This window comes from Parapedobacter composti (genome assembly GCF_900112315.1).
Taxonomy (GTDB): domain Bacteria; phylum Bacteroidota; class Bacteroidia; order Sphingobacteriales; family Sphingobacteriaceae; genus Parapedobacter; species Parapedobacter composti.
In genome coordinates, this window is the sequence record NZ_FOLL01000005.1 from 99,163 (window position 1) to 123,089 (window position 23,927).

Genomic DNA, 23,927 nt, shown 5'->3' on the forward strand with positions numbered 1-23,927 from the left:
TTATACACTATCCAAAATCAGTACCCAATCATTGCCATCCTGTTCAGGTCCCGGTACGCGGAACACGTGGGTACCGCTGTTGTCCAATTCGCCTATGGCCTCGGTATGGCCCGTACGCGGGTCAAACCACGCCGCTTTTACCCGCTTACCTGAAATCCGCCCCATGTTAACGTGTATTTCACCGCCGTTGTACGCGTAAATAAAGGCATAATCCGAGCCACGCGTAGCCGCGCGGTAGGCATACCGCTCGCCGTTGGCCACCAGTAGCCCCTGGTCGGGCACCCGTTCCAGAAATGGCCGCGAAAGCATCAATGACTTTAGGTGTTTCATCTGCTGTGCCCCAGGGGCATGGATGGCAGCGGTCCAGGGCATCGTTGCCCCGAAAGCCGGTACGGTATCCGTTAGCCGGTGGAACTGCATGACGGAATTGTGGCCATAGGTGAACCCGCATGCGCCGGCGAAGACCGACCAGTAGGCGTATCGGCGCACATCGGCATCCGTCCACACCGGTTCCCCGGGGTCATGCAAGCCCTGAGGAATCCCTTCATACGAAGGCTCGCCGTCCAACGTGGGTTTGGCAGGCTGCAGAGAATAATCAAAAGCAACGTAACGCCAGTTGTCTTCACCGTAATGATGTTTTTCATTGGACGACGTATCTTGGTCGTAACGCCGGTGACCCGACTGGAACATGTTGAAATCCAGCCAGGATTCCTCATGGAACCAATCCGTGGACGAGGTACGCCCCCGCGGGTGGAAGGTTGTCAGCTTACCGGGATTAACCTCGCGCAATGTCCGGCCGATGGCCTGCCACACGGCGATCGAATCATCGCCGCGGATGTCGCCACCATTCAACCAAATCACATTTTTATCGTCTTTATACCGGTTACCGAGAAAGCGCGCGTATGCCTCGGCCTGCCGGGGTGTAACCTTTCCCTCCTTGACATTGGTACCCCATATAGGCACCATCGCCATATACAGCCCCTGCCGCCGCGCGAAATCCACCACATGATCCACCAGTTCCCAATAACCCGGTGCTGCGGTATCTTTCAGCCCCCCCGTATTCGGCATGGACACATCCGCGTTGTACAGTGCCGAATCGCCGTAAGCATTCGCAGCGGTCAGCGTATGGAGCAGCATCACCTGAATGACGTTGAACCCCTTCTCCTTCCGGTCAATCAGGTACATTTCCGCTTCCTCCTGGGTCAACTTGGAAAAGATCAGCCAGCCGGTGTCACCCAACCAGAAAAAAGGACTTCCATCGGCATCCACGAAATACCGTCCGTTATCGGCCACCCCTAACGAGCCAGCCTCTTCGTAGTCACCGGCACAGGCCATCACCAGCACTGTCAAACTTAGATAAATACCTCTCATGATAAAAAGATTGATTCGTTACTCAAACAACCAGTCAATATCCCGATCTTCATCCAGCACACCCACTCCTGCGTCATACACACGCAGCGGCACCCCGGCCTCCACAAAACCCAGTACTAGCGAAAGCCCCTGGGGCAGTTCGAGCTGGTGATTGCCCGCCGGGAACGAGTATGTATGGATGTTCACCCTTGGAAGGCCGCCTACGGCAATGGCATTAGCTATCTTCACATCGGCTTGGCCATAATCTCCGGCGCTGGCATCGTGTTCCAGAGTAGGTTTCGGGGCATATGGCGACTTCCTGTTATCGCCCCCAAATGGAACTTTGTCTTCCACAAAATAACCAACCAGTACCTGCACCGGAACGGAGGCGGAAAAACGGAGACGAGTGCGTTCGCCAAGTTGCCGGTCGCGATCGAACGCCACACCTTGCAATCCCTCGATTTCCGGTGCAACAGCGGTGATGCGCGCCTCACCGTCGGAGAACACGCCGCTTCCCGCGCTGACCGTATATCGCTTCTGCCCGTCCGGAAGGCTTACTGCGGCAGGAGTCAGCGGACGGATTGTGGTTACCTGCGGGTTACCTGCGGCCGATTTGAGCGAATCGATATTACGGATAAAATTGTCATATTCCCGCCGGTACAGTGGCAGCATTTCTTTCCATGTTTTAAACTTGCCGTCCGCAGCCCGTATAGGGATGCGGCGCTGCGGTGTCTGCATGCTGTTGGCGTAGTAATAGGTGTTCTCCGTGAGGTGCACAAGCGTTTCATAGTGCGCCACACTTTCAGCAAGCAACGGACGGGCACGTTCCAGGTCGGCCACGTCATGCGAATACTTGTACCGCAATACCGCCATCGCTGCCTTCACTTTCGCTGCAAAGTGCTTCGCTAAGGCCTCATAACAGTAGATATCGTTGCGTAGCCGTTCAAACTCCGCACGGTTCCGGGTCACGGCCGGAGTCGCCTGTTCAATAGCTCTCACCGCTGCTTCCGCATGGGACACCACCTCTTCCGTCACGCGGCTGGGCGTTTCCCCGATGAGCGGCTCGCCACGCCACCGCTTGCGCGCCTCGTCTATAATCATTTCGCCCGGCGGTGCCTCAGACTCATATAGTAGCGTAAACAGGCTGTAACGGTAGGGGTTAATTAGCTGTGTCATAAACATACCCAGCGTCAGCGTCTGCCGGTTGCCATCGGTAATGCCATATCTGCGCAGCAATTTCGGTGCGATTTCGCCGGTTTCCTCATAGGCCCGCAAAACCGCCTTTCCGCGTGCCGTATCCAGCCCGTAGTAATCGGCAAGTACAGAACTCCAGTACGTTTCCTCTCCGGCTCGGGGGCGCTTGCTGTTCCATGCATACCTCGCCCAAGCACGGTACCAGATCCAGTCGCGATCCAACTGCAGTAGCCGCCGGGTGGAGTCGGCCGAAATCCGGTCGGCCGCATAAGGCCAGTCCCAATAAGAAGCCTGCGGATAGAGGTGCAAGCCGTTGGAACGATAAACCTCATGCATGGCGATAACACACTTCTGGATAAAATCCGGAGACCCATAGCGGAACGGTTCCAAGTTGGCCAGGATATGCACATTCTGGATGTGCACCGGCGCAGCTGCGCTCAGTGCCCGGTGCAGTTCGGCCCACTTTCCCCGCGGCGTGTACGTAGTGAGCGCCTCACCGTTATACTTAGCCATCGTATACAGGTTGCCGTACAACGGTTTAGCCGCCTCCATTACGCGCGGTGCATCGGTATCATGTGCGCGCAGCACGATTGGCGGCTCTTCATCAAGGCCTAATGCAACCAGCCCGTCTTGTACACCGGGGATAACGGTCTCCGTGAACCAGTCCACATCGTCCTGCCCTACACCTTCCATGGCTTCCCCGAGCGTGACCAGCAGTCCTACGTTCGGGTATTTTTCCACAAATGCGGCAATGGATTTCCGTGTGTAATCCGCAATCAATGGTATAATGGGCCGATTACGATCCTGCGTCTTAATGCCGTGGTGTCCGGCAAAGGGCTTAGAAACGATGATATTGTAAAACATTTGGATAATCCAGATGCCACGTTTGTCGGCCTCAGCTGTCAGGAAAGCAAAGAGCGCTTCGTTTTTCCTGAATGTTGCCTCATCAACTTCCACGGCATAAGGATAATCGTCCACCTTCACCAACGATGCGAACGGATGTCCGTTCCAGAGGTAAAGGGAATTGTAGCGGTTTTCGAGCAGCATGTCCAGGTAGCGGATCCAAAGATCCCTGTCATAAAGCCAGGGAAAGACGTCCGGTGTATACGGATATTCGTACACGGTGCGTCCGGGCAGGTAATACGGCTTCTGGATACCGATGGCTGTACCCCGTAACACCATCTCCGGCTGGTCGGTCACATCGAGTGGAGCGGGCATTTCGTCGTGTTCCATTATGCGCCGGGCCAGTTCCATGCAACCGTACAACACGCCGGTTGCGTCTCCGCCGGTCAGCTCTCCTTTGCCGTCCGCTGCCATACGGATCCGGAAGGCTTCTTTTGGCAAAGACGCTGCGCTATCGGCAATCCTCACTGCCAACCAGTCGTCCGTGCCGGCACCCGCAGTGTTATCTTTCACAGTAACCGCATACCCGGCGTCCGTCAACGCAGCGGTTAGCTTTTCTAGCCCGAAGCTTACCCGCGGGTTCGTCTGTTGGGGCGCAATGATGGTCAGCTCGCGGGAAGCTTGTTGCGCATTTGCAATCCCGCCGGCCAATACATTCAATCCTATCCATATAACCAGTAAAAAGGAACATCTGCTCATAAACGATTGTACTATTGCTCAAAAATCCTGGATTTGCCTTCAAGTGTATCTTTGTTGTTTTCCGGTTTTGTCCAATCTACTTTTACCGCTGGATCAATGCCGTTGATAAATTTTTCGATGTTGGTATAGCCGTCTCCGTTGATATCGCCATTGGCATCTGATGGATCGTGCGGATCCAAACCGTAACGGACTTCCCACGCGTCGGGCATGCCGTCGCCATCAGTGTCCGGATAGGGTTCGCCGCTGTACTCCGGGTATCCTCCCACTTGGCTGACATCGGTAATAATACCTCGCTTGTACGAGTCGGAGGGCAGCCGCCTATTGACAAATCCGGTCGATTCGATTTCCAGCCCCTGCTCACGATCCAGCTTGCCGGTTGCCACCTCCCGGATGATACGTTCGTCCACAGCATCACGCCGGGGCAGTGTAGCTCCTACATGCCTTAACACATACCGATAGGCCTCTTCCGCACTGTAGATCGTAAGCGATGCCATCGGGAACGGACGGTCTGCACGGATTAGGCTGGCATGGTCCCCGGCATCCGGCCTGCTGCCTACCTGAACACCCCCTGCCCAGTTGTCTGCTGTAACAAGGGGGTTGTTTTCAACCACGTTACCGGCTACATATGCCCTGCCGTAAACCGAAGAATCCTTGCGCGACCGGTCAGCCTCGGGCTTTAATATCCGATGTGCAATCGGTCTGTCCGTTGGCGTAATCGGACCGGGCTTGTAATAGTTATTGATAATGTTGAACAAGGAGCGGTGGTCACCGCCGTCCACCGTGCGGTTCCACCAGTTGAACAGCACATTGTTAACGAACGTGAAATCACCATACATCCCAACGGAAGGGTTGCGGCTGATGTTGTGGGCCCAGAGGTTCCGGATAAACGTGCTGTTCAAGCCACCGAGCGTACTTCCGAAAGCATGGTTATACGTATCCAATGCTTCGGATGATATGGTGTTTTGAATAGTGATGTTAACAGCCGGCAACTTATGCCTAACGCCTTGGCCATCGGTATACATGTTCCGGTAAATGGATATGTTTTCGTCCAAGCCCCAGCTTACCGAGCAGTGGTCAATGATGATGTTGCCTTTGACATCGCCTCCCAGGGCGTCGTCTCTGCGGGTAACCTCCGTATTCCCCCGGCGAAAGCGCATATGCCGGATGATGACATCGTGGGTTTCGATGGCTACTGTCTCTCCGGCAATACAGACTCCATCACCGGGGGCGGTCTGGCCAGCGATGGTTACATACGGTGCCTGAATGACGACAGGTGTCTCCAAATGAATGATACCGGCTACATTGAATACGATAACCCGTGCGCCGGCCGCCTCGCACGCTTCCCGGAAAGTACCAGGGCCGTTATCTTCCAAGCTAGTTACCACATAAACTTTTCCGCCGCGCCCCCCTGGCGTGAAGGCACCGCCCCCTTCCGCCCCGGGAAATGCCGGAATGTCGGCCCTGACAAGGTCTAACGGGTAAGCGGCCCAGGGAACATAAGGCCTTCCCGCGCGGGCCTGACGCTCAACCGTTGCCTTGCCTTCGCGTTCCCAGTACGCCTGAAGCCGCGCTTCCTCCAATTCCAGGATGGAATCCGTCCGCTGTTGAAAAACAGGCGGTATTACAGGATATTGGGCGTGGGCGGGTGTTATACCATACGGCCCGTATAAGGCGAAAAGCAAAGAAAGCCCGCCCGCCATCTTAAGCGTTCTCTTCATCATATTGATCAGTTTGCGCATGTCAGTAAGTGGTATTCTGTCCGAATTCGGCCGGATTGGCAATCGCATCCATAAACGTTTGTGGAATCGGACGTACGATATGTTTAGCCGGATCAAACGACAGAATTTCTGGGTTAGTGCTCCGCAGGTACTCGTTTGTTAGCTTACCCATTCGTTTGAGATCATACCACCGGGTTTGTTCACCGGCCAGTTCACGTCCCCTCTCGGCCAGGATAAAATCTAGCGATAGCTCGGCCGCAGTAATTTCCATCTCGTGCTGCCGGCCGCTTACTGCCGCGCGCCTGCGGATTTCATTTACGAAGTTCAATGCTTTTGCTACATCGTTGTTGTAAAGCAATGCCGCCTCGGCAGCGATCAGGTAAACCTCTCCCAACCGGATAATCGGAATATCTCCCATCCAGTATTGCCTGTCGTACACCCATTCTATACTCGAAAACTTTTTCAGTGAAGGGTAAATTTCACGGTAATAGGTACCCATCGGGTGGGTCTCGGCTGTAACCCAGCGGCCATTAGCATCAAACCAATCAGAAGGATCCACCACCCAAAACGGCAAATCGGCCTTATCCGAAGCAGGCATAACCCAGTTGGGTGTAAACACCGAAAGGCCGTCGAGCCACCCGTCGCCGTCATCATCCACCATATTCACCAAGCCCATATGATTGATTGCACGGTTTCCCTCTACCAGACTGCTGCCCGTGGCGGCGGTGTTTTTGATGACACGGCCTACCAGATTAGGGTTTTTACCGTATTGGTTGACCATCTGCTGGCTGATTACAACATCCAACCAAGTGGCATTATAATATTCGTAAAAAAAGGTTTCCTTAAAGCGGGTATCCGCTGGATCTTCGACCGGTTCAAACAAGGTTGTCAGCAGGTATTTTGTTGGCTTGAACTGACGGGTGTTCGCTCTTCCCAGCCATGCATCGTTTTCCTGCGTACCCCATGGGGCGCCTGTGGTCCGCGCATCCATCAGGTAATACTGTCGCGTGCGGCCGCGGTTCCACCCTTCAGGGTTACGGCCTGCCAGATGGTCAACCGCCTCGAGGAACAGGAACTCTGTGTTGTCTTTATTGTTCATACCATCCCACAGCTTGGCAAATCCCGAGCGTTCTGCGTCGCTCTGATAAAGCGCAATACCATACCGGCCTTGGTTATTGATAAGCTCTTCGGCTGCATCAAGCGCCATTTTCGCGTACTGTTGGCTATCCCCCAAGCGGGTCCGTTGCAGGCAAGCCTTCGCCAGCATGGCATAAGCCGCTTTTTTTGCCACGCGTCCGCGTTCGGCCCCTGATTGGTCCGGCAGGTGCTGGCAGGCAAATTGCAAATCCGATATGATCAGGTCATAAAACGCTTCTTCTGAACTTCGTACCGGGCTGTTCTGCGGACCGGTAACCGATGACGGTTGGGTATTCAGTACCACACCGCCGAACTGTTCCACCAGATGCCAATTGGCCCATGCCCGCAGAAAGTGAGCCTCGGCCACTTTGGCATTCCGCTCTTCCTCGGTATAATCTTCAACAAGCGGAGCGTAATAGATAGCGGTATTACAATAATTAACGGTGGCATACATCCCCTGCCATATCGTATTCAGCGTGCCCAACTGCGGAGCCATGTTGCTGTTGTAGAGAATAAATCCCGTTTCGCCATTACCCACATTGGACCATAGGTCTGTGCCCATCTCCATTGCACCGATGCCATCGATCTTGCCATAGAAATAATAGAGCGCATCATAACAGTAATTGACCAGGCTTTCGAATCCGTCCCTGTACTTATAGGCTGTTTCCAAATCCACGGTGGATGGATTCCATTCATCCAACGAACAGGAACTCACCATCCCCATGAGCAAAACCCACAAGGAAAGGCGAAAAAATAATGTTTTCATATTCATCAATTTATTGTTATCAACTGACTGTGATCAAAGCATATATGAATTAAAACGACAGATTGATACCGAAGACCATCTGCCGGTACAATGGAAACTCATCGTCTGCGCCGGTTTCGGGATCCATCCCTTTCAACAAATGGCTCCTCGTATAAATCAGCGGGTTGTGCATCGTTGCATAGACCCGGCACCTTGACAAGCCCAAGCGCCGGCCCAACCCGTCCGGCAGGGCATACCCTAGGGTAATGTTTTTAATCTTGATGAAGGATCCATCCACTTCATTCAGGCCTAATACGGGGTTCGAATGATTGGCCGCCCGGTTTAAATATGGGCGGGGATAGTCATTGGTGGGGTTTTCGGGCGTCCAGTAGCTATAATTGGATGGGAGATTAACCCGTCCATAAGCAAAATGCCCCAATAGGGCTGAATTCAGGTAATGCCCCCAACGTGCAATGGCGAATATATTCAGGTCAAAACCTTTCCAATACCAGGAGTTCTGCCAGCCTGCCGTCCATTTTGGACTGCCCTGCCCGATGATCACGCGGTCAGCCGGCGAAATGGTATACGGGTTGTCCGCGGTATATTCCACCGGGGTTTCAGCGGTGTGATCTACCCACACACCGTCGCGCACCTTTGTGAGGTTGGATTGCACTTTCACATCTCCCGGACTTAAACCGAAAACAGCGGCATCGGCCTCCTCCCCCTGTTGCCAGATGCCCAGCTTTTTGTATCCGAAGACGGTGTTGCTTGGATGTCCCATGAACAAACCAAGTGAAATCAAGTCATCCACGGTTGTCCCGCTGCCCAAGTCGATTGACTTCACTTGTTCTTTATTATGGGCAAACGTCAGTGTAGAATTCCACCGGAAGTTGCTGTTTCGTACAGGGGATGCCATCAGCGTCACCTCTACCCCGCGGTTATGCATCCTCGCCAAATTAGCGGTCATCTGATAGGGTATTTTAGGCGTAAACCCACCACTTGAAAACGGCAAATTCCTGGCAAACAATACACCTCGCGTCTCGGTATCGTACCATTCTACCACGGCTTCGAGCCGGTCGTCAAACAACCCTAAATCCAACCCGATATTCAGGTTATATGATTTTTCCCAAGTGAGCGCAGGATTGCCGACAGCCTGGGTAAGCACACTGGTTGGTAACAGTCCACCGCCCAGGTTGATGGCATCCAAGCCGGTGCTGGTCACTTCCGTCAGGGTAGAATAGGCGTCAATGTTGGAATTGCCGGAAACGCCGTATGATGTACGTAATTTCATATTGCTGACCACATGGCGCGCACCGTCCATAAACGCCTCGTCACTGATCCGCCATGCTGCCGCACCGGCAAGGAACGAATCCCAACGGCGGGCAAGCTGGGATACACCGTCTGTGCGATTGGTTAACGACAACAGATATTTCCCTTTGTAGCCATAGTTTAACCGGCCTACAAAAGACATGCGCTTGGTCATGGTATAACCTGAACTTGCATAAGGATTGGTACCGGCCTGCAAACTATAGAAGATAAACTCGTCATACAGAAATGCTTCGTTGTAAGCCGAAGATGATTCACTCTGGTTGTGTGCCCATGACGAAACGAGCGTCGCATCAAGGTTATGATCTTCACCTAACGTGGTTTGGTAATTGGCGATATTTTCCCAGATGTAACTGTAACCCAGCGCGGTTTGGTATGTAGCATTCCGCACTTGGGGCGCGCTTCCCGCCAGCATCATATAGGTACGGTCGCTGTTGAATATTCCTGTCCGCGAAGACGTCAGGGTGGTTCCCAAAATCGATCGGAACGTCAACCCTTCCATGATGTTCAGATCTATCTGCGGATTAACGGTGAGCACCAAGTTCTTTGAATTATTACGTAAGGTATTCGGGATATCATCCGCAATGAGGCTCGGCGCGGTAAGCCCTGCTATAGGATATACATTGATGTTCCCTTGTGGGTCATACACTTCGCCCACCGGAATGGTACTGAACGTCCTGTTTACCCGACTGGGCCTGGTCTCATTGTCTCTCCAGGTCAGGCCGGTATTGATGGTGCCGGATATCCAATGATTGATTTTATTCTCCACCCCTCCACGCATCGTATAGAGTTTGGCCAAATCATTTTGGTATATCCCCTGTGTAGAATTATATCCCAATGAGAAAAATCCTTTGGTTTTTTCGGTTCCGCCCCTTACGGAGAGCATATAGTTCTGCTGCACGCCTGTATGTAAGGTTTCGTCAACCCAATCTATCCATTGGCCATTATCGATATATTGGTTAATCTGTTCGGGATTCAGGCTCCAGGCTGTCAGCAGTTCATCCCGGTTTTCCGGTGTCCGCCCGTTCGTTGAGCGGAAACTTTCCTGCAAGTAGGTGAGCCAGGCATCTCCCCGCAGGGCTGATGGGTATCTACCGTTCGAATTTACCCCTAAATAGGCATCGAAATCGATGTTTACCTGACCCTCTTTGGCCTGCTTCGTGGTGATGATGATAACACCATTGGCACCGGCAGATCCGTATATTGCCGTAGACGAAGCGTCCTTCAGTACATCGATGCTTTCAATATCATTGGGATTCAGGTTGGTTATATTTCCGGGTATACCATCGATGATATACAGCGGGGTGCTTCCTGCTGTAAGCGACCGGTTTCCCCGCAGCAATATACTGGAACCGGACGTCGCCCTTCCTGATTCCCGGGCGATGTCTAGGCCAGCCACCCGGCCCTGGATAGCCTCTATGGGATTCGCTACCGGTGCAAAGGCTATTTCCTCCGCCTTTACGGAAGAAACCGCCCCGGTCAGATCCCGCCTCCTTACCGTGCCGTAACCAACCACCACCACTTCATCCAGGGCCGATGCCGTAGCCTCCAGTAGCACGTCCACCGTACCCCCGGCTGCCACCCGCACTTCACGGGTGTGGTACCCCAGATAGGATACCTCCAGCACCACTTCGTTCCGGTCGGGGATCTCAACCTTAAAGCGCCCATCATCATCGGTGGCCGTGCTGATCGTAGTCCCCTGTACTTTTACGCTGACTCCGGCCAGCGGCTGTCGGTCAGCTGCGCTAAGTACGCGGCCCGAGACCGTCTCTTGCGCAAACAGGTATGCCTCCGCTGCCAGCAAGAGACATACCGTCAAAAATGTCCATTTGGGTTTCATATACATAATCTATTTATATTGGTTAAAAAACTGATTACCAAACGAAAAACCCCAATCTTTCCTGCTACTCCCGCCACGCCGGGAGCCATACCGACATGTCGCCGAAATCGCGGTTTCCCCACGCATAATAAGGTATCAGACTGACGGACACGGGTGTTGCCGTCCCACGGCTTAAGGGCCGGTATAAGCCACTCCATGTACCCCCGCCCTGCTTTACGGCTGTCGTCCGCAAGGTCACCACCGGTGTACGGCCAATCAAAGTGTCCGTCGGTTCAAAAGAGGCTGCCGCTGGTATGGCTACGTCAAACACGTCCACGCCGTCCGGAAGACCGGCTGCCTCAAGGCAGTAGACCAACGGCCCTCGTTTTACCGCCACCTGATTACGGGTTTCCTCAACAAATGGGTGGGCTTCCATCATCTCCACCGGCATATCGAGCTCCAGCGTTATACGGTCGCCACGGTGCCATCGCCGCTTTACCTCGGCGTAGCTGCCAGAGTGCAGCTCAATAGTTACAGGCGCTCCGTTGACCAATAGACGGGCGTTTTCACACCATCCCGGTATCCGCAGGAAAAAACTGACTGCTGCTGCCGGTGCTTCCTCCACCGCAACCTGAACACGCCCCTGCCAGGGATATGCCGTGGTTTGCGTAAGTCTCACCGTTCCTGCATCCAGCGACGTTTCCAGCGTACTTCCTCCATACAAATTGAACCATATACCATCGGCCGATAGGCTATAGGCATAATTGGCCGCTTCAGCAACAGTGCGCACCGTATTCGGCGGACAGCAATTTGACAATGCGATGTAAGGAATCCGTTTCTTAGACCAGCGCTGTCTGAAGGGCAGCCGCCCGGAGTAACTCAGCGGATTGGTATAGAGAAACCCGTCACCGGCTAAACTGACACCAGACAGCACGCTGTTGTAAAGTGTAAGTTCCATGATATCGGCATACTTCGCATCGCCGGTAAGCAATAACATGCGCCAGTTCCATAAAACATTGCCGATATTAGCACACGTTTCGTTATGCGCCGTAAAATTGGGCAGTTGGTAGTCCCGGCCGAATGCTTGATGGACTTTCTGTACCGTGTCAGGATTATAAGATGTTCCGTCAGGCGATACCCCATCATACAGTGCTCCACATCCTCCGGTAATGTATAATTTGTGCGAAACCAGGTCGTCCCAGATGGCGTACAAACGATTCAACAGCGTGGTGTCGCCCGTTTCTGCATAAAGGTCCGCGACCCCGGCATACAGGTAGGTGGCCCGTACGGCATGGCCTATGGCCTTGTCTTGCTGGCGGAAGGGTACGCGATCCTGATTATCGTCGGTCCCGTCTTCAATCTCGCCTTTAATATCAATAAGATGCACGGCAAGCTCCAGGTATTTGGGATCTTTCGTTGTCCGGTACAATTCAACGGTTCCCATGTAATGCGACGGACAGATCGCATTTCTTGCCAACGTTGGGTTTGATTGTTTGTAAAATCCGTACAGGTAGTCAGCCGCTTTGACAGCGACATTCAATAAATCCCTTTTCCCCGTGGCTCGGTGATGAATGCAGGCCGCCGTCATCAGGTGGCCGATGTTGTATGCTTCGAAACTCAACCGATCCTGAAACTCGGTTTTCATACCTGTCCTGCGTTCATCGATGGTTGCCTTGGTATAGATATAACCATCGGCACGCTGGCATTTTTCGATGACGGGTATAACCTCATCAAGCCACTGCATCAGTTTCGGATCGCGGGTGGTGGCATATAGCGCACAAACCGCTTCCATCGTTTTGTAAAAGTCTCCATCGTGGAACGAGGGACCCTTGTGTTGCCCGTCTTTGAGACCGGCCGCAATCTCGAAATTGCGAAAGGCATGACTGATGCGGGCGTCGGTATACGTATCCCAGAGGCGGGGCACCATCGTTTCCGCACATACAGAAAACCGTTCGGCCCAAAAACCTTCGGTCCATTTCACGGCGTCCATATCCACCGTATATAGTTTCGCGTGGGGACTGCGGCGCGTGTTGACCAGCCCGTTGTCTTGCGCCACCGCCGGTGCTGCTGCTCCTCCTAACGATGCGAGTAGGCATCCACTTATCAATTTGCGTTGTATCCCTGTCATTGCTTCTCCCTACGTTTTTGCTGGTTATCGTTTCACTATCATCTTGACGCCAACCGTAGCATCAGCTAATCCTTCAGCGTGCGCCCGCACCGTCGCAACCCCGCTTTTGGTACCCGGCCGTATTATCACCAGGCATTTACCATTAAATGTTTTCCGTTTGGTATCCTGAAACGGTTCAAGACTGGCCTGGTAACCATTGTCTACGGCTGCCACCTCTCCCGGGCCGTCCACACTGAAATGAATCAGGAGAGCCGCATCGGGTACCAGGTTGCCTTCTTTGTCGATTACCTCCACCGTTACGAAGGAAAGATCCTGGCCATCGGCACGTACGGTATTCCGGTCGGCTGTCAACCGGATGCTTGCTGGCGGGCCCGCCGTATTAACCGTGCGCTCCAGCACAACCTGGCCCGATTTCCGTGAGATGGCTTTCACCTGTCCGGGCTCAAAGGGTACATCCCAGGCAACGTGCAGGGCTCCATCTTCTTTCCGGCGGCTGCCAAGCGATTTACCGTTTAACAGCAGTTCCACTTCATCGGCGTTGTTGTAATATGCCCATACCGCAACCGTATCCCCGGCATTCCAGTTCCAGTGGGGGAAGATGTGCAGCACCGGCTCATCCGTCCACTCACTCTGGTACATGTAATACACATCTTTCGGGAAGCCCGCCAAATCCACAATACCGTAATACGAGCTGCGTGCCGGAAAGGGATAGGGAACCGGTTCACCGAGGTAATCAAATCCCGTCCATACAAACAGCCCGGCGAGGTAATCCGCGCTTTTTACTGCACTCCAGGCGGTTTCATGACGAGTACCCCAGTAAGCCGCCACATGGTCGTAGGCAGAAACGGTATAGTCTGGATTGCCGTTTTCCACATATTTCTGGGCCCCGCTGGCGGGCCAGAAGCGGAGCGTATCATGCTCGGGCTCGTAATGGCCGCGGGTCTGGAGTGCCGATGTGGTTTCCGAAGCATAGAGCGGCCTGCCCGGAAAGCTGGTTGGCAAGCGGGGATAGTCGGCATATTTGTAGTTAAAACCCAATACATCCAGTACTTCTGCCTGTGCAATGAAATTTTTTCCGTATTCGGTCTCGGTCAGTGCGGCGGTTACGGGTCGGGTCGTATCTTCGGATTTAACAATATTCACCAAATCGCGGGTGATGGTTATGCCGGTACTGTCAAACTGCTCTCGGATTTCGTTGCCGATGCTCCAGAGAATAACGGAGGGATGGTTGCGGTCACGTCTTACCAGGTCGCGCAGGTCGCGCTCGTGCCACGCGTCAAAGTCAATATGGTAATCAAATTTGGTTTTGCGCTTGCGCCACATGTCAAATGCTTCGTTCACGACGAGAAAACCCTTCTCATCGCATAGTTCGAGAAACTCTTTCGCAGGCGGGTTATGCGAGATACGGATGGCGTTGGCCCCCATTGTCCGCAGGATTTCCAGCTGGCGCTCCATCGCCCGGCGGTTTACCGCGGCGCCGAGCGCCCCCAAATCGTGGTGCATGCAAACACCATGCAGGCGTGTAGGCACCCCATTAAGCGAAAACCCGCCCTGCACATCAAATCGGAATTCCCGGATACCAAAGCGTTCCACATGCCGGTCGAGCACCTTATTCCCCTGTTTTACCGTGGTGACGGCATGATACAACACCGGACTGTCGACTGACCACCGCTTCGGGTTTGGTACCTCCAGCAGCAAATCCAACACGCCCATGCTGTCTGCCAACTGGAAATCCCTCTCCACGCTCCCCACGGCCTGGCCCTGGTTATCGAATACCGATAGCACGACTGTCAGTTGTTGCGGCTCTCCGGTCAGGTTCTCCAATTCCGTATGCTGTATAACCAGCGCGTGCTCATCGGTAATGCGCGGTGTGGTGACAAAAGCTCCCCAATGCGCCACACCGACCGGATGGCGGGCCACCAGATGCACATTCCGGTAAATACCCGAGCCGGAGTACCAGCGCGAATTGGGCTGCGCGCTGTTATCTACCCGCACAGCAATGACGTTGGGTTCCCCGCGGCTAAAGAGGTAAGGTGTTAAATCATAACGAAAGGCACTATACCCATAGGGCCTCTTACCGAGGTAATGGCCGTTAATCCACACTTCACTGTTCCTGTAAATGCCGTCAAAATCAATATAGAGCATACGGCCTTCGGCATTTTCCGGCACATCAAACCGCTTCCGGTACCAGCCGATGCCACCCGGAAGTGCGCCTCCCGCATTGCCTGCGGGATGATCGGCACTGAAGCTTCCCTCGATGCTCCAGTCGTGCGGCAGGTCCAGCACCCGCCAGTCCGCATCGTCGTAGCCGGGAGCCATGGCAAGGGAATCGTCGCCGAGCTGAAATTTCCATCCCACGTTAAATTCCGTCCGGTCGTCATCCTTCGGCACCGCCGTGACGCCAACCGGCCGGCAATTCGCCGTCAGTACAACGGCTACCAGCCACCCCCAGGTGATTATGGCATTATAACTCGTCATCTGCAAAAGCCAGTTTACTTTTTCCAATATCATGTGACGTTGCCAGCGCGATACCCCGTTGGTCACGGTCATTCACCGCGCAGTAAAAATGGTAGACCACCCCGTCATGCTTCAGCACGAACGACTTGTGGGCAAATTTGCTGTCATAAGGTTCTGAGGGCGCTATCAGGTCGTCGCCGTGCCAGTCGGTCCAGTTCACCAAATCATAGGAGCAAGCAAACCTGTTAAATGCGCCGTCCTTATTTTCCCAGAATGCGCCGAAGTAAAACATGACCCACACATTGTCTATCCGTTGAATTACGGCATCGCCCGTTATGCCTTTCGGATGATGCATCACGGGGTCTGCGCCGAATCGTTTCCAGTGTATCATGTCGTCAGACACGGCCATACCGATACGCTCATACCACCGGGTTTTGATATTGTTCTGTGCGGAGTCCCCATTGGCATTGTAAAACATGACAAACGGATACCCCGTTGTTTCCGCCTTGTCCCAGATTACGGAACTCTTAAATAACTTCCGGTTTTCCCACCAGCGAACGTCCGGATCCTGCGCGGTCAACACCGGTTCCGTCAGGCGCATCCATTCATGCGGAACGGTCGGGTCACCCGCCGTGTAGGCAATACCAACGGACAGGTCACCTTGCTCATAACCGCGGTCCGGGCCGCCGAAGTACGACATCCAGTATTTCCCGTCGAAGCGCTTGAGCGCGTACGAGCCACCCCATTCCTCGTCTTGAAGGGCGATATATCCTGCTTTTTGGTTAGCATCCCATCCGGTGCTATCAGAAAACGACAGGAGGTTGCCCAGGTCTTGCCAGTGGAGCAGGTCCGTACTTTCAGCCAATACCGTTTCGTACCCCCGGCCATCAAATACGAGATAAGTCATATACCATTTTCCTCCAGCGCGGAAAATACTCGGGCAGTCCATTTTTTTGGAATCATCAGCAGCTACCTTTATCAAGCCATATTTATAAGGTGTTTTTACCGTTTCATAAATCGCCTCCATGGTGGCCTGCGGTACTTGCACCGGCTGTGTCCGGCTTGCGCAGCAACAACAGGATAAGCCCAGTATCGCGGCCGGTAGATTACGAACGAAGTTCTTCATGGTTTATCGTTTTTCAGTTCAAACAAGTAAGTGCCGGAGCCCACAGAAACCAGGTGCCGACCATCGGCGTACCCACGGTAGTCCAGGCCAGCTGCTTGCAAAGCCTGGCCTTCCTCGGTAAGCACACCCGTTTCCGGTCCAGGAATGCTAATCAGTCCGGTCGAGTTAGGCGGAACAACCACCTCCAGCCGGAAATACCCCGGTTGGCGGTGCCAGGCCGAACGGACTTCCCCATAGGGCGACATGAACGCCGCTTCGGCGTGCTGCATATCCCCTACCGGCTGCGGATGGATGACGAGGTGCTTATACGCCACAGATCCCTCCGCCTGCCGGATACCCGCCAGTCCGCTGTAAAGCCACTCCATCAGGTGTCCGAGCATTAGGTGATTATTGGACACGTTAGGTAGCGCCGCCCACGACTCGGTCAGCGCCGTTGCCCCTTTGGCCAGCTGGTAACCGTAACCGGGAACATCATCCCGGTTGTTCATCGCATAAATTACGTCGGCATAGCCTTCGTCTTCCAGCACCCGCAATAGGTAACGGTGACCGATATCACCTGCCGTAAGCCGGTAATTGTTCCGCCGGATATCGGACACGAGTTGGTCAATTACCGCTGCCCGGTGCTGACGGGGCACCAAATCCATATACAAAGCCATCGCCTGCGCAGTCTGGCTTCCGGTGGCGTACTGATGTGCCCCGGCATCGAAAAACCGCTTGTTGAAGGCCACCTTCACGGAATCAGCCTGCAGGGCATAGCCACGCGCGGCGGCGGTATCGCCAAGCATTAAGGCTACCTTCCGGATGATAGTGAGATCATAATAATAGATTGCCGTAGCGGTAACCCCCGCCGGAGTGAGCTGTGATACCCCCGGCGAATGGGGTCCCAAATCATACCAGTCGCCAAGCCCGTGCGTTAGGATATGCCCGTCCGCCCTGCCTTGCAGGTAAGCCAGATACCGTTTCATCATCGGGTAAGCCCGATGGAGAACTGCCTCATCGCCATACCAACGATAGAGATACCAGGGTACGATGACGCTGCTGCTGCCCCATTCCGGCGAGTCGCGGAACATATCGCCGCCCCACGTGAAGTTGACATATTCTGGCGCTATTTCCGGAACCAGGCCGTTATCCAGTTGTGAATGCATCATATCGGTTACCGTCTTGCGCACGAGATTTGAAAAGTCGTAGCGATACTGAATCGCCGTTCCCATCAAATGAACCTGCTCCAGCCATCCCAGCTTCTCCCGATGCGGGCAGTCGGTGAGCACGCTGGCCATATTGCTGCGAATCGCCCAGTCTATCAAGGCATGGACTCGGTTAAATAACGTATCCGAACAAGAAAAGTGGCCGACTTCCGGTGCTGCGTTGCGGGTATGCAGGCTTATCAGCCGGACGACCGTCGGGCGATCAGCTGGATTGCCCTGCCCGTCTGGCACACCGCCGCGGACTTCCAGGTACCGGAATCCATAATAAGTAAACCGCGGCCGCCATACTTCTGTACCGTTACCGTCCAGTACATATTCGAAATAATAAGGCCCTCCGGTCGCTTTCTGGGTTACACGGCCGTCAGCATCCACCAACTCTCCGGGATACACCCGTACGGTATCCCCGGCTTTGCCGCGCACTGCCAGTTCGATGATTCCGGAGGCGTTCTGTCCTAAGTCATACACCCAGTACCCGTCACCGGCCTGCCGTACCGACCGGGGTTTAAACCGGTCAAATACCTTCAGTGGTTCGGCCAACTGGGGGTTCAGTGCCGGGGGACCGCTGACGCCCAGTACTGGCTGCCAATGGCTGTCATCAAAACCCGGCTGATTCCATCCAGCCTCTGCCAGCCGCGCATCGTAGTCTTCTCCACCGTAGAGGCTGGAAAATGTAATTGGACCCGCAGCCGTCTTCCAAGTAGAATCGCTCACCACGGAAACGCGCCGGCCGTCAGCGTATTCCAATATGAGGTTGCACATCATCTTTGGATAACCATAGGCCACTTTATGCTTCCGGAAGCGGCCCTTCACCGGCGGGATAAAATAAAAACCGTTACCCAGCATCACGCCAATTGCATTTTCGCCTTGCCGCAGTTGCGGGGTTACGTCAAAGGCCACATACAGCGCTTCCTTGTCGTATTTGGCCCAACCGGCATCCAGAAAATGGTCACTCACAGGCGCTCCATTGATAAACGCTTCAAAATGCCCTAAACCGCTGATAAACAGATTCGCCCGTACGATTTCACCGTCTACAACGAAAGGCTTCCGGAATAAGGGCAGTCGATTGTTTCCGAACCAGGTATCTTTTTTCGTGCTTTCGGGGAGCGCGTCTACCTTATCGGCATCCAGTTCTTCTAGCGCAATCCATGCCGCGCCATGCCAGTCGGCACCCGAAAACAATCCGGTCTGGAACGAAGCCATCCCGCTCCAAAGCGGCCGGTCCCCGAGGTTAGTCCACACCCCCACCCGCCATTGGTAATGGCTTGCCGCGGTTAACGGGCGCCCGTCATACGCCACATGTATGGACTGGCCAGACGGCACCCTCCCGGAGTCCCAAAGGGTATCACGGCCGTTGGTCACCAGCACACGGTAAGCGGTCTGTTCCACGTTCCGCACATCGGTTTCCAATTGCCAGCTGAAATAAGGGCGTGCGTTTACATTCAACGGATCAGGTTTATCCAACACGCGCAAGCGGTGAACACGCAGCGGTTCCGCCGCATCGCAAGGGCTGGTAAGCAGGCCAGCAAGCATGCCCACGAAAAAGAATAACCGGCTTTCATCGAATTTCATCATAATTGGTTTAATACCCCTTCTCCTCACCCGGACGATTTGAAATCGGTAATAATAATTCAAATATAAATGTAATTTTTACTTATGAAAAATAAATTGAAAATTTTCTATTTGTTACATGACAACAAAGCTTATGTTTGTAAGTGGATATCTCATATAATTGGCGTTGAATATGCTTCCTGAAAACAAATACAAAGCACCGGCCCTGGAAAAGGGGCTGGATATCCTTGAATTTCTGGCCAAACAGTCGACCCCGCAATCTCAGACCGAAATTGCAGCAGGAGTGAATAAAACTCCGAATGAGATATATCGGATGCTGGTTAACCTGGAACTACGAGGGTATGTCACTCGCGACCCGTTATCAAGCAAGTACGGCCTGTCATTGAAACTGTACTACCTCTCTCATCGGCACTCCGTTGTTGAAGAGCTTCGATCGGCCGCCTTGCTCCCCATGCGCAAATTCGCCAACACTTACAAAGAGTCTTGCCATTTAAGCATTCTTTACGACAATCAGGTCATGGTAATTGCCAGCATAAAAAGCCCCGCCCCCATTGCACTGCTTGTTGAGGAGGGTAATCTCTACTCGGTTTCCAAGACGGCCTCCGGCAGGCTTTTGTTAAGCTGCCTGGAAGATAACGTCAGGGAAGCCGTGCTGGAACATGACCCTTATTACCTGCAGTTGTCAAAGAAAAACAAACAACAATTCGTCAAAGAACTTACAGCCATTAGCAAACAGGGCCCGTACAAAATGGAAAGCGCTTATGCTAGGGGCATCATTGATATTTCCGTGCCTATCGGCACCAGCTTATCCGGTACGATAGCATGCTTAACCGTATCGCGCCTGGTAGTTTATAACGAAAACACACCGGCGGTGAACGACGGCATTGTCGATGGCTTAACGCATTGCATCCAGGAGATACATGGTCAGCTCGGATTACGTGCCGCTATTTAATCCGGATGCCATCGGAATTTCCGGTTGACACCACCGCAGGCCTCATCATGGAGCCTGTTACGACCCTTTCTATGCCGATATTCCGACAGCTATATAAGTTGACTGTCGAATCCTTACCGGCAAAATGGATACCCGACAGCTGAATGTCCACCGCATGCTTCAACCGCACGAAGCGATCACTGGCCACCCGGCAGGCGGTTATGGAAACGCCGGTCAGCGGCGATTCAGGGATGCCGTCCACTTTCATGAAATCTGCGGCAGACTCCACGATGACGTGTCTGACTGTGATGTCGCTGAACCGGGGTGTAAGCGGCGTCACTGGCAACGGCGTATCCGAGGCTAATTCGCCTACATGGAGTGCGCTGCCTAACATGTCCCATCGCAATGCGGTTTGTTCCACGTTCATCCTAATCCGTTCGTAGTAGAGGCTTTCGCCGCCGCCGCCACGCGGTCGCCGCGTCTTGAACCGGATGCCGATACCGGCGCCTTCAAACACGCAGTCGTGCACATACAGGTTGCGCACCATGCCCGCCGTCTCACTCCCAACCGTCACGCCGCCATGCCCCTGGTGCATGAGACAGTGCCGTACCACGACATTCTCTGATGGGCGGTTTACCCGCTGCCCGTCGATACCCCTGCCCGCTTTTATGGCGATGCAGTCATCGCCCGCATTCAATGTGCAATATTCTATCAGCACGTTTTGTGACGATTCAACATCGATGCCGTCACCGCGCGGTATTCCCACGGAATTAACTGTAATACCCCGTATCACTACGTCGTTGCAGTAGATCGGCACCACATTCCAGAATGCCGACTGTTCCAGCGTAATGCCCTCGATATAAACCTGTCGACATCCTATAGGCGATATCATTGCCGGTGGAAAAATGGTACCTCCGCCGTCCCCCTCGTAAACCCGCTGGTCCACCGGTTTATCCAGCGGAACGACCCGCTCGATGACATCGTGCGTCATGGTCTGCTGCCGTACGGTGCCCGGCCCCGGGCCCACCAGCTTACCGGTGCCTGTAACGGCTATGTGCTGCTGTCCATGGGCGTAAATGCAAGCGCCGAGCGAGTACAGCTCAATCCCTTCGTTTCGGGTAAAGACAGCGGGGTGGTAGTCGCGCACATCAGCGCTGAATTGCAGTACTGATCCCTCTTCCAGATGAAGCTCGACATGGCTTTTCAGTATAATGCGCCCGGTTTTCCATAGTCCCTGAGGTATCACCACCCTGCCGCCTCCCCTGGCGTGTACGTCTTCTATGGCAGCCTGTATCGTTCCTGTGGCTAATTTTCCGGCAGGTATGTTTTCCGGATTAACGGTGACAACGTAATCAGGAAACTTCAGCGTGCTGAAGCGGGGCATGGCAAACGGTGCATTCACCGGCGCAATGGTATCCGGCAGGTTTGCAGCACCGACATTCGCCTTATGGGGTACAGCCGCCATCCATGCCGACTCCGGATCAGCGTGCGGTACGCAAGCGGTGCAGCACAGCAACAGGCCAGCAATCAAGATATTAATACGATCATCCATCCTGAAAAATACGTTTCATATAGCGCGTGTTAGCGCCGTAATTCCCCTTCACATCACGTGGATTGTTGGCATCGCGCGAGCGTTCAATGACCAGCCAGCCCTTCCAGCCCATGCCGTCGAGCGTCCGTTTCACTGCAGGCATGTCCAGCCGGGTATTATGTTCCAGCCAAACGCCGTCTTCATCCGTACAATGGATATGGCAAATATTTCCGGCCCCCAGCGTGCGGAGTTCCTGATGGAGGTCCCGACCGCTTTTCAAGGCGTTCGAAAAGTTGAAGTAACTTTTGACATGGCTTGATCCGACATCAGCCAGGAAACGGCGTTCGCCTGCGGCGTCGTAGGCCGTTTCAATTCCAATAACCACTCCGGCCTGCTCCGCCATCCGGCCGATAATCTGCATCCGTTTCACCAGTGCCGGCCTCAGTTCGGGATTCCTGACCAAATCGCCCTGTACGCCGAACGGGAGGAACGCAACGTTTACTCCCATGGCTAGCATTGTATCGATACAGTCGCCAGCCATCCGCTGATAGGTCGGCCTCGTGGCCAGCGACTGTGCGTAGAAGCCGGTCATCGCCAAGGAGCAGATTTCAATGCCCAGGGCGTTGGCCTTGTCCAGATAGGCCTGCCGTATTGCCGGGTCGGCCAGCTTGTTGTCAAATGTCTCGCGCTGCCCCAGTCCGCCCATATCCACCTCAACGCCGTCGGCTCCCAACTCGGCCGTCAAATCAAGCGCGCTGATTTTCTGCCTCTTCAGCAGCATGAGGTCAATGAGTCCAATTTTGTAGTCACCCGGCTGTCGCACCGATGCCTTGCCGACAAACGCCGATGGAGCGGCGGCGGCACCCAGTGCCGCTATCGTACTGTATCTCAGAAATTCTGCTCTGGTCATGTTTATTTCCGTTACGTCCTGTTGCGTTCCTCGCCCGGCTCCGGCGCCGTGCCGTCGGTAGCGGGTTCTGGAGCGGAATATCCACCCCGCTTAGGCCATTTCCCATTGCGTATCGGCTTCAGCCGCCATTGCTTCGGGTCTATCACCACATGCTTGATACGTTCGCGCCGCCAGGTATAGACCACGTGCAACAGGCCATCGCTCGCCTGGATAACAGACGGATAGGAATACTGGCTAATGGGCGAATCCTCCAGAATCAATGCCGCGCGCCATCTTTTCCCGTCGCCAGAAACCGCGAGGTTCAACGGCGTGCGGGGCCCTTTGGCTAGGTCGCCGGGCGGTAGCACATGGTTGTACACCAACACATGCCGCCCATCCCGCATGGTTACGGCATCCGTACCCGAGTTATTGTTGGGCAAAGCCGACTTTTCAAGCGGGCTCCAGTGTTCGCCGTAATCGACCGACCAGGCCTGTACCAACGCCCGGTTACGGCTTCTGGCAATCAACTGAAGCTTGCCGTTTCCATGGTCGAGGATACTGGGCTGTATGGCGTCCAGCGTGTCGGCACCGCGGTCGAGTGGGCCTACCTTCCTCCAGGTTGTCCCGCGGTCGGCCGAAACCTCCAGATGGATATGCCAGCCATTGCCTTCCGTGCTGCTTGGTGCCAGTAGGCTGCCGTTGGCCAGCAATACCGGCTTGTTCTTGACCGGACCGATATGGCCGTCGGGGAGTTTTCTCGCGGTGGACCACGTCCTGCCGCCGTCGGACGAGGTTTTCAGCATACCCCACCACGCCGACGGCTTGGGCCCGACTTTGTAATACAGCTGCAGCTCACCGCCCGGCACCTGGTATAACACGGGGTTCCAGGTGGGTAGCCGGAGCGTGTCGTTGACAACACCGTCCGCCACGGATACCGGGGCTGTCCACCGTCCGTTTTCGTGCCGGCATACGTAAATTTCCACATCGGGATGCCGCTCACGCGTGCCCCCGAAAAATGCCACGACCATTCCCTGAGGCGTCTCCGCAATGGTGGCCGCATGGCAGGAAGGAAACGACGCCTGCTCATAAATAAATTCATCCACCAGGATACCGCTCCGCCACGGGTTTGGTACCTGCGCCTGTAGGCCCGCTGCCGTGAAGTATACTGCAAGCAATGCCACTATCGTACGTTTCATTTTC

General features: G+C 54.2%; 13 protein-coding genes. 1 reads left to right on the forward strand and 12 read right to left on the reverse strand.

What is annotated here, in order from left to right:
• The 9 genes from BM030_RS07610 to BM030_RS07650 are packed head-to-tail and all read right to left on the reverse strand — an operon-like array spanning position 1 to position 19,379.
• Positions 1-1,371 carry a glycoside hydrolase family 140 protein gene (locus BM030_RS07610; protein WP_090972866.1) on the reverse strand — a complete coding sequence of 457 codons (1,371 nt, stop codon included), beginning with the start codon at positions 1,369-1,371 and terminating at the stop codon, positions 1-3.
• 18 nt (positions 1,372-1,389) lie between these two features.
• Positions 1,390-4,146: an alpha-d-galacturonidase gene (locus BM030_RS07615; protein ID WP_090972868.1), complete on the reverse strand. Its 2,757-nt coding sequence runs from the start codon at positions 4,144-4,146 to the stop codon at positions 1,390-1,392.
• Positions 4,147-4,157: 11 nt separating this feature from the next.
• Positions 4,158-5,867: a polysaccharide lyase gene (locus BM030_RS07620; protein WP_244518769.1), complete on the reverse strand. Its 1,710-nt coding sequence runs from the start codon at positions 5,865-5,867 to the stop codon at positions 4,158-4,160.
• A gap of 19 nt (positions 5,868-5,886) precedes the next feature.
• Complete coding sequence (locus BM030_RS07625) at positions 5,887-7,767, reverse strand: RagB/SusD family nutrient uptake outer membrane protein (protein WP_170845657.1); 1,881 nt, start codon at positions 7,765-7,767, stop codon at positions 5,887-5,889.
• Positions 7,768-7,816: 49 nt separating this feature from the next.
• Positions 7,817-10,918 carry a SusC/RagA family TonB-linked outer membrane protein gene (locus BM030_RS07630; protein ID WP_090972872.1) on the reverse strand — a complete coding sequence of 1,034 codons (3,102 nt, stop codon included), beginning with the start codon at positions 10,916-10,918 and terminating at the stop codon, positions 7,817-7,819.
• 58 nt (positions 10,919-10,976) lie between these two features.
• Entirely contained in the window at positions 10,977-13,019 is a 2,043-nt protein-coding gene (locus BM030_RS07635) for an aceric acid hydrolase (protein WP_090972874.1), read from the reverse strand.
• A 24-nt stretch (positions 13,020-13,043) separates the two neighbouring features.
• Entirely contained in the window at positions 13,044-15,497 is a 2,454-nt protein-coding gene (gene galB / locus BM030_RS07640) for a beta-galactosidase GalB (RefSeq protein ID WP_090972877.1), read from the reverse strand.
• Positions 15,484-16,602 (reverse strand): glycoside hydrolase family protein, encoded by a 1,119-nt coding sequence (locus BM030_RS07645; RefSeq protein ID WP_090972879.1) that lies wholly within the window; start codon positions 16,600-16,602, stop codon positions 15,484-15,486. Before BM030_RS07645 ends, galB begins: the two co-directional genes overlap by 14 nt.
• Entirely contained in the window at positions 16,599-19,379 is a 2,781-nt protein-coding gene (locus BM030_RS07650; RefSeq protein ID WP_244518771.1) for a family 78 glycoside hydrolase catalytic domain, read from the reverse strand. The genes BM030_RS07645 and BM030_RS07650 overlap by 4 nt, the downstream gene beginning before the upstream one ends.
• A 169-nt stretch (positions 19,380-19,548) precedes the next feature.
• Between BM030_RS07650 and BM030_RS07655 the strand changes: the two genes are divergently transcribed.
• On the forward strand, positions 19,549-20,328 hold the full coding sequence (locus tag BM030_RS07655; RefSeq protein WP_090972883.1) for an IclR family transcriptional regulator: 780 nt from the start codon (positions 19,549-19,551) through the stop codon (positions 20,326-20,328).
• Here BM030_RS07655 and BM030_RS07660 read toward each other — a convergent pair.
• From BM030_RS07660 to BM030_RS07670, 3 genes are read right to left on the reverse strand one after another with little or no spacing between them, the layout of a single operon-like run.
• Positions 20,321-21,859, reverse strand: coding sequence for a glycoside hydrolase family 28 protein (locus tag BM030_RS07660; protein WP_090972885.1), 1,539 nt, complete (start codon positions 21,857-21,859; stop codon positions 20,321-20,323). The genes BM030_RS07655 and BM030_RS07660 overlap by 8 nt on opposite strands.
• Positions 21,852-22,748, reverse strand: a complete 897-nt coding sequence (locus BM030_RS07665; protein ID WP_090972887.1) for a sugar phosphate isomerase/epimerase family protein — start codon at positions 22,746-22,748, stop codon at positions 21,852-21,854. Before BM030_RS07665 ends, BM030_RS07660 begins: the two co-directional genes overlap by 8 nt.
• Before the next feature lie 11 nt (positions 22,749-22,759).
• The gene (locus BM030_RS07670; RefSeq protein ID WP_244518773.1) at positions 22,760-23,923 is read right to left on the reverse strand and encodes a sialidase family protein; all 1,164 of its coding nucleotides are present in this window, start codon (positions 23,921-23,923) and stop codon (positions 22,760-22,762) included.
• Between the last annotated feature and the right edge of the window lie 4 nt (positions 23,924-23,927).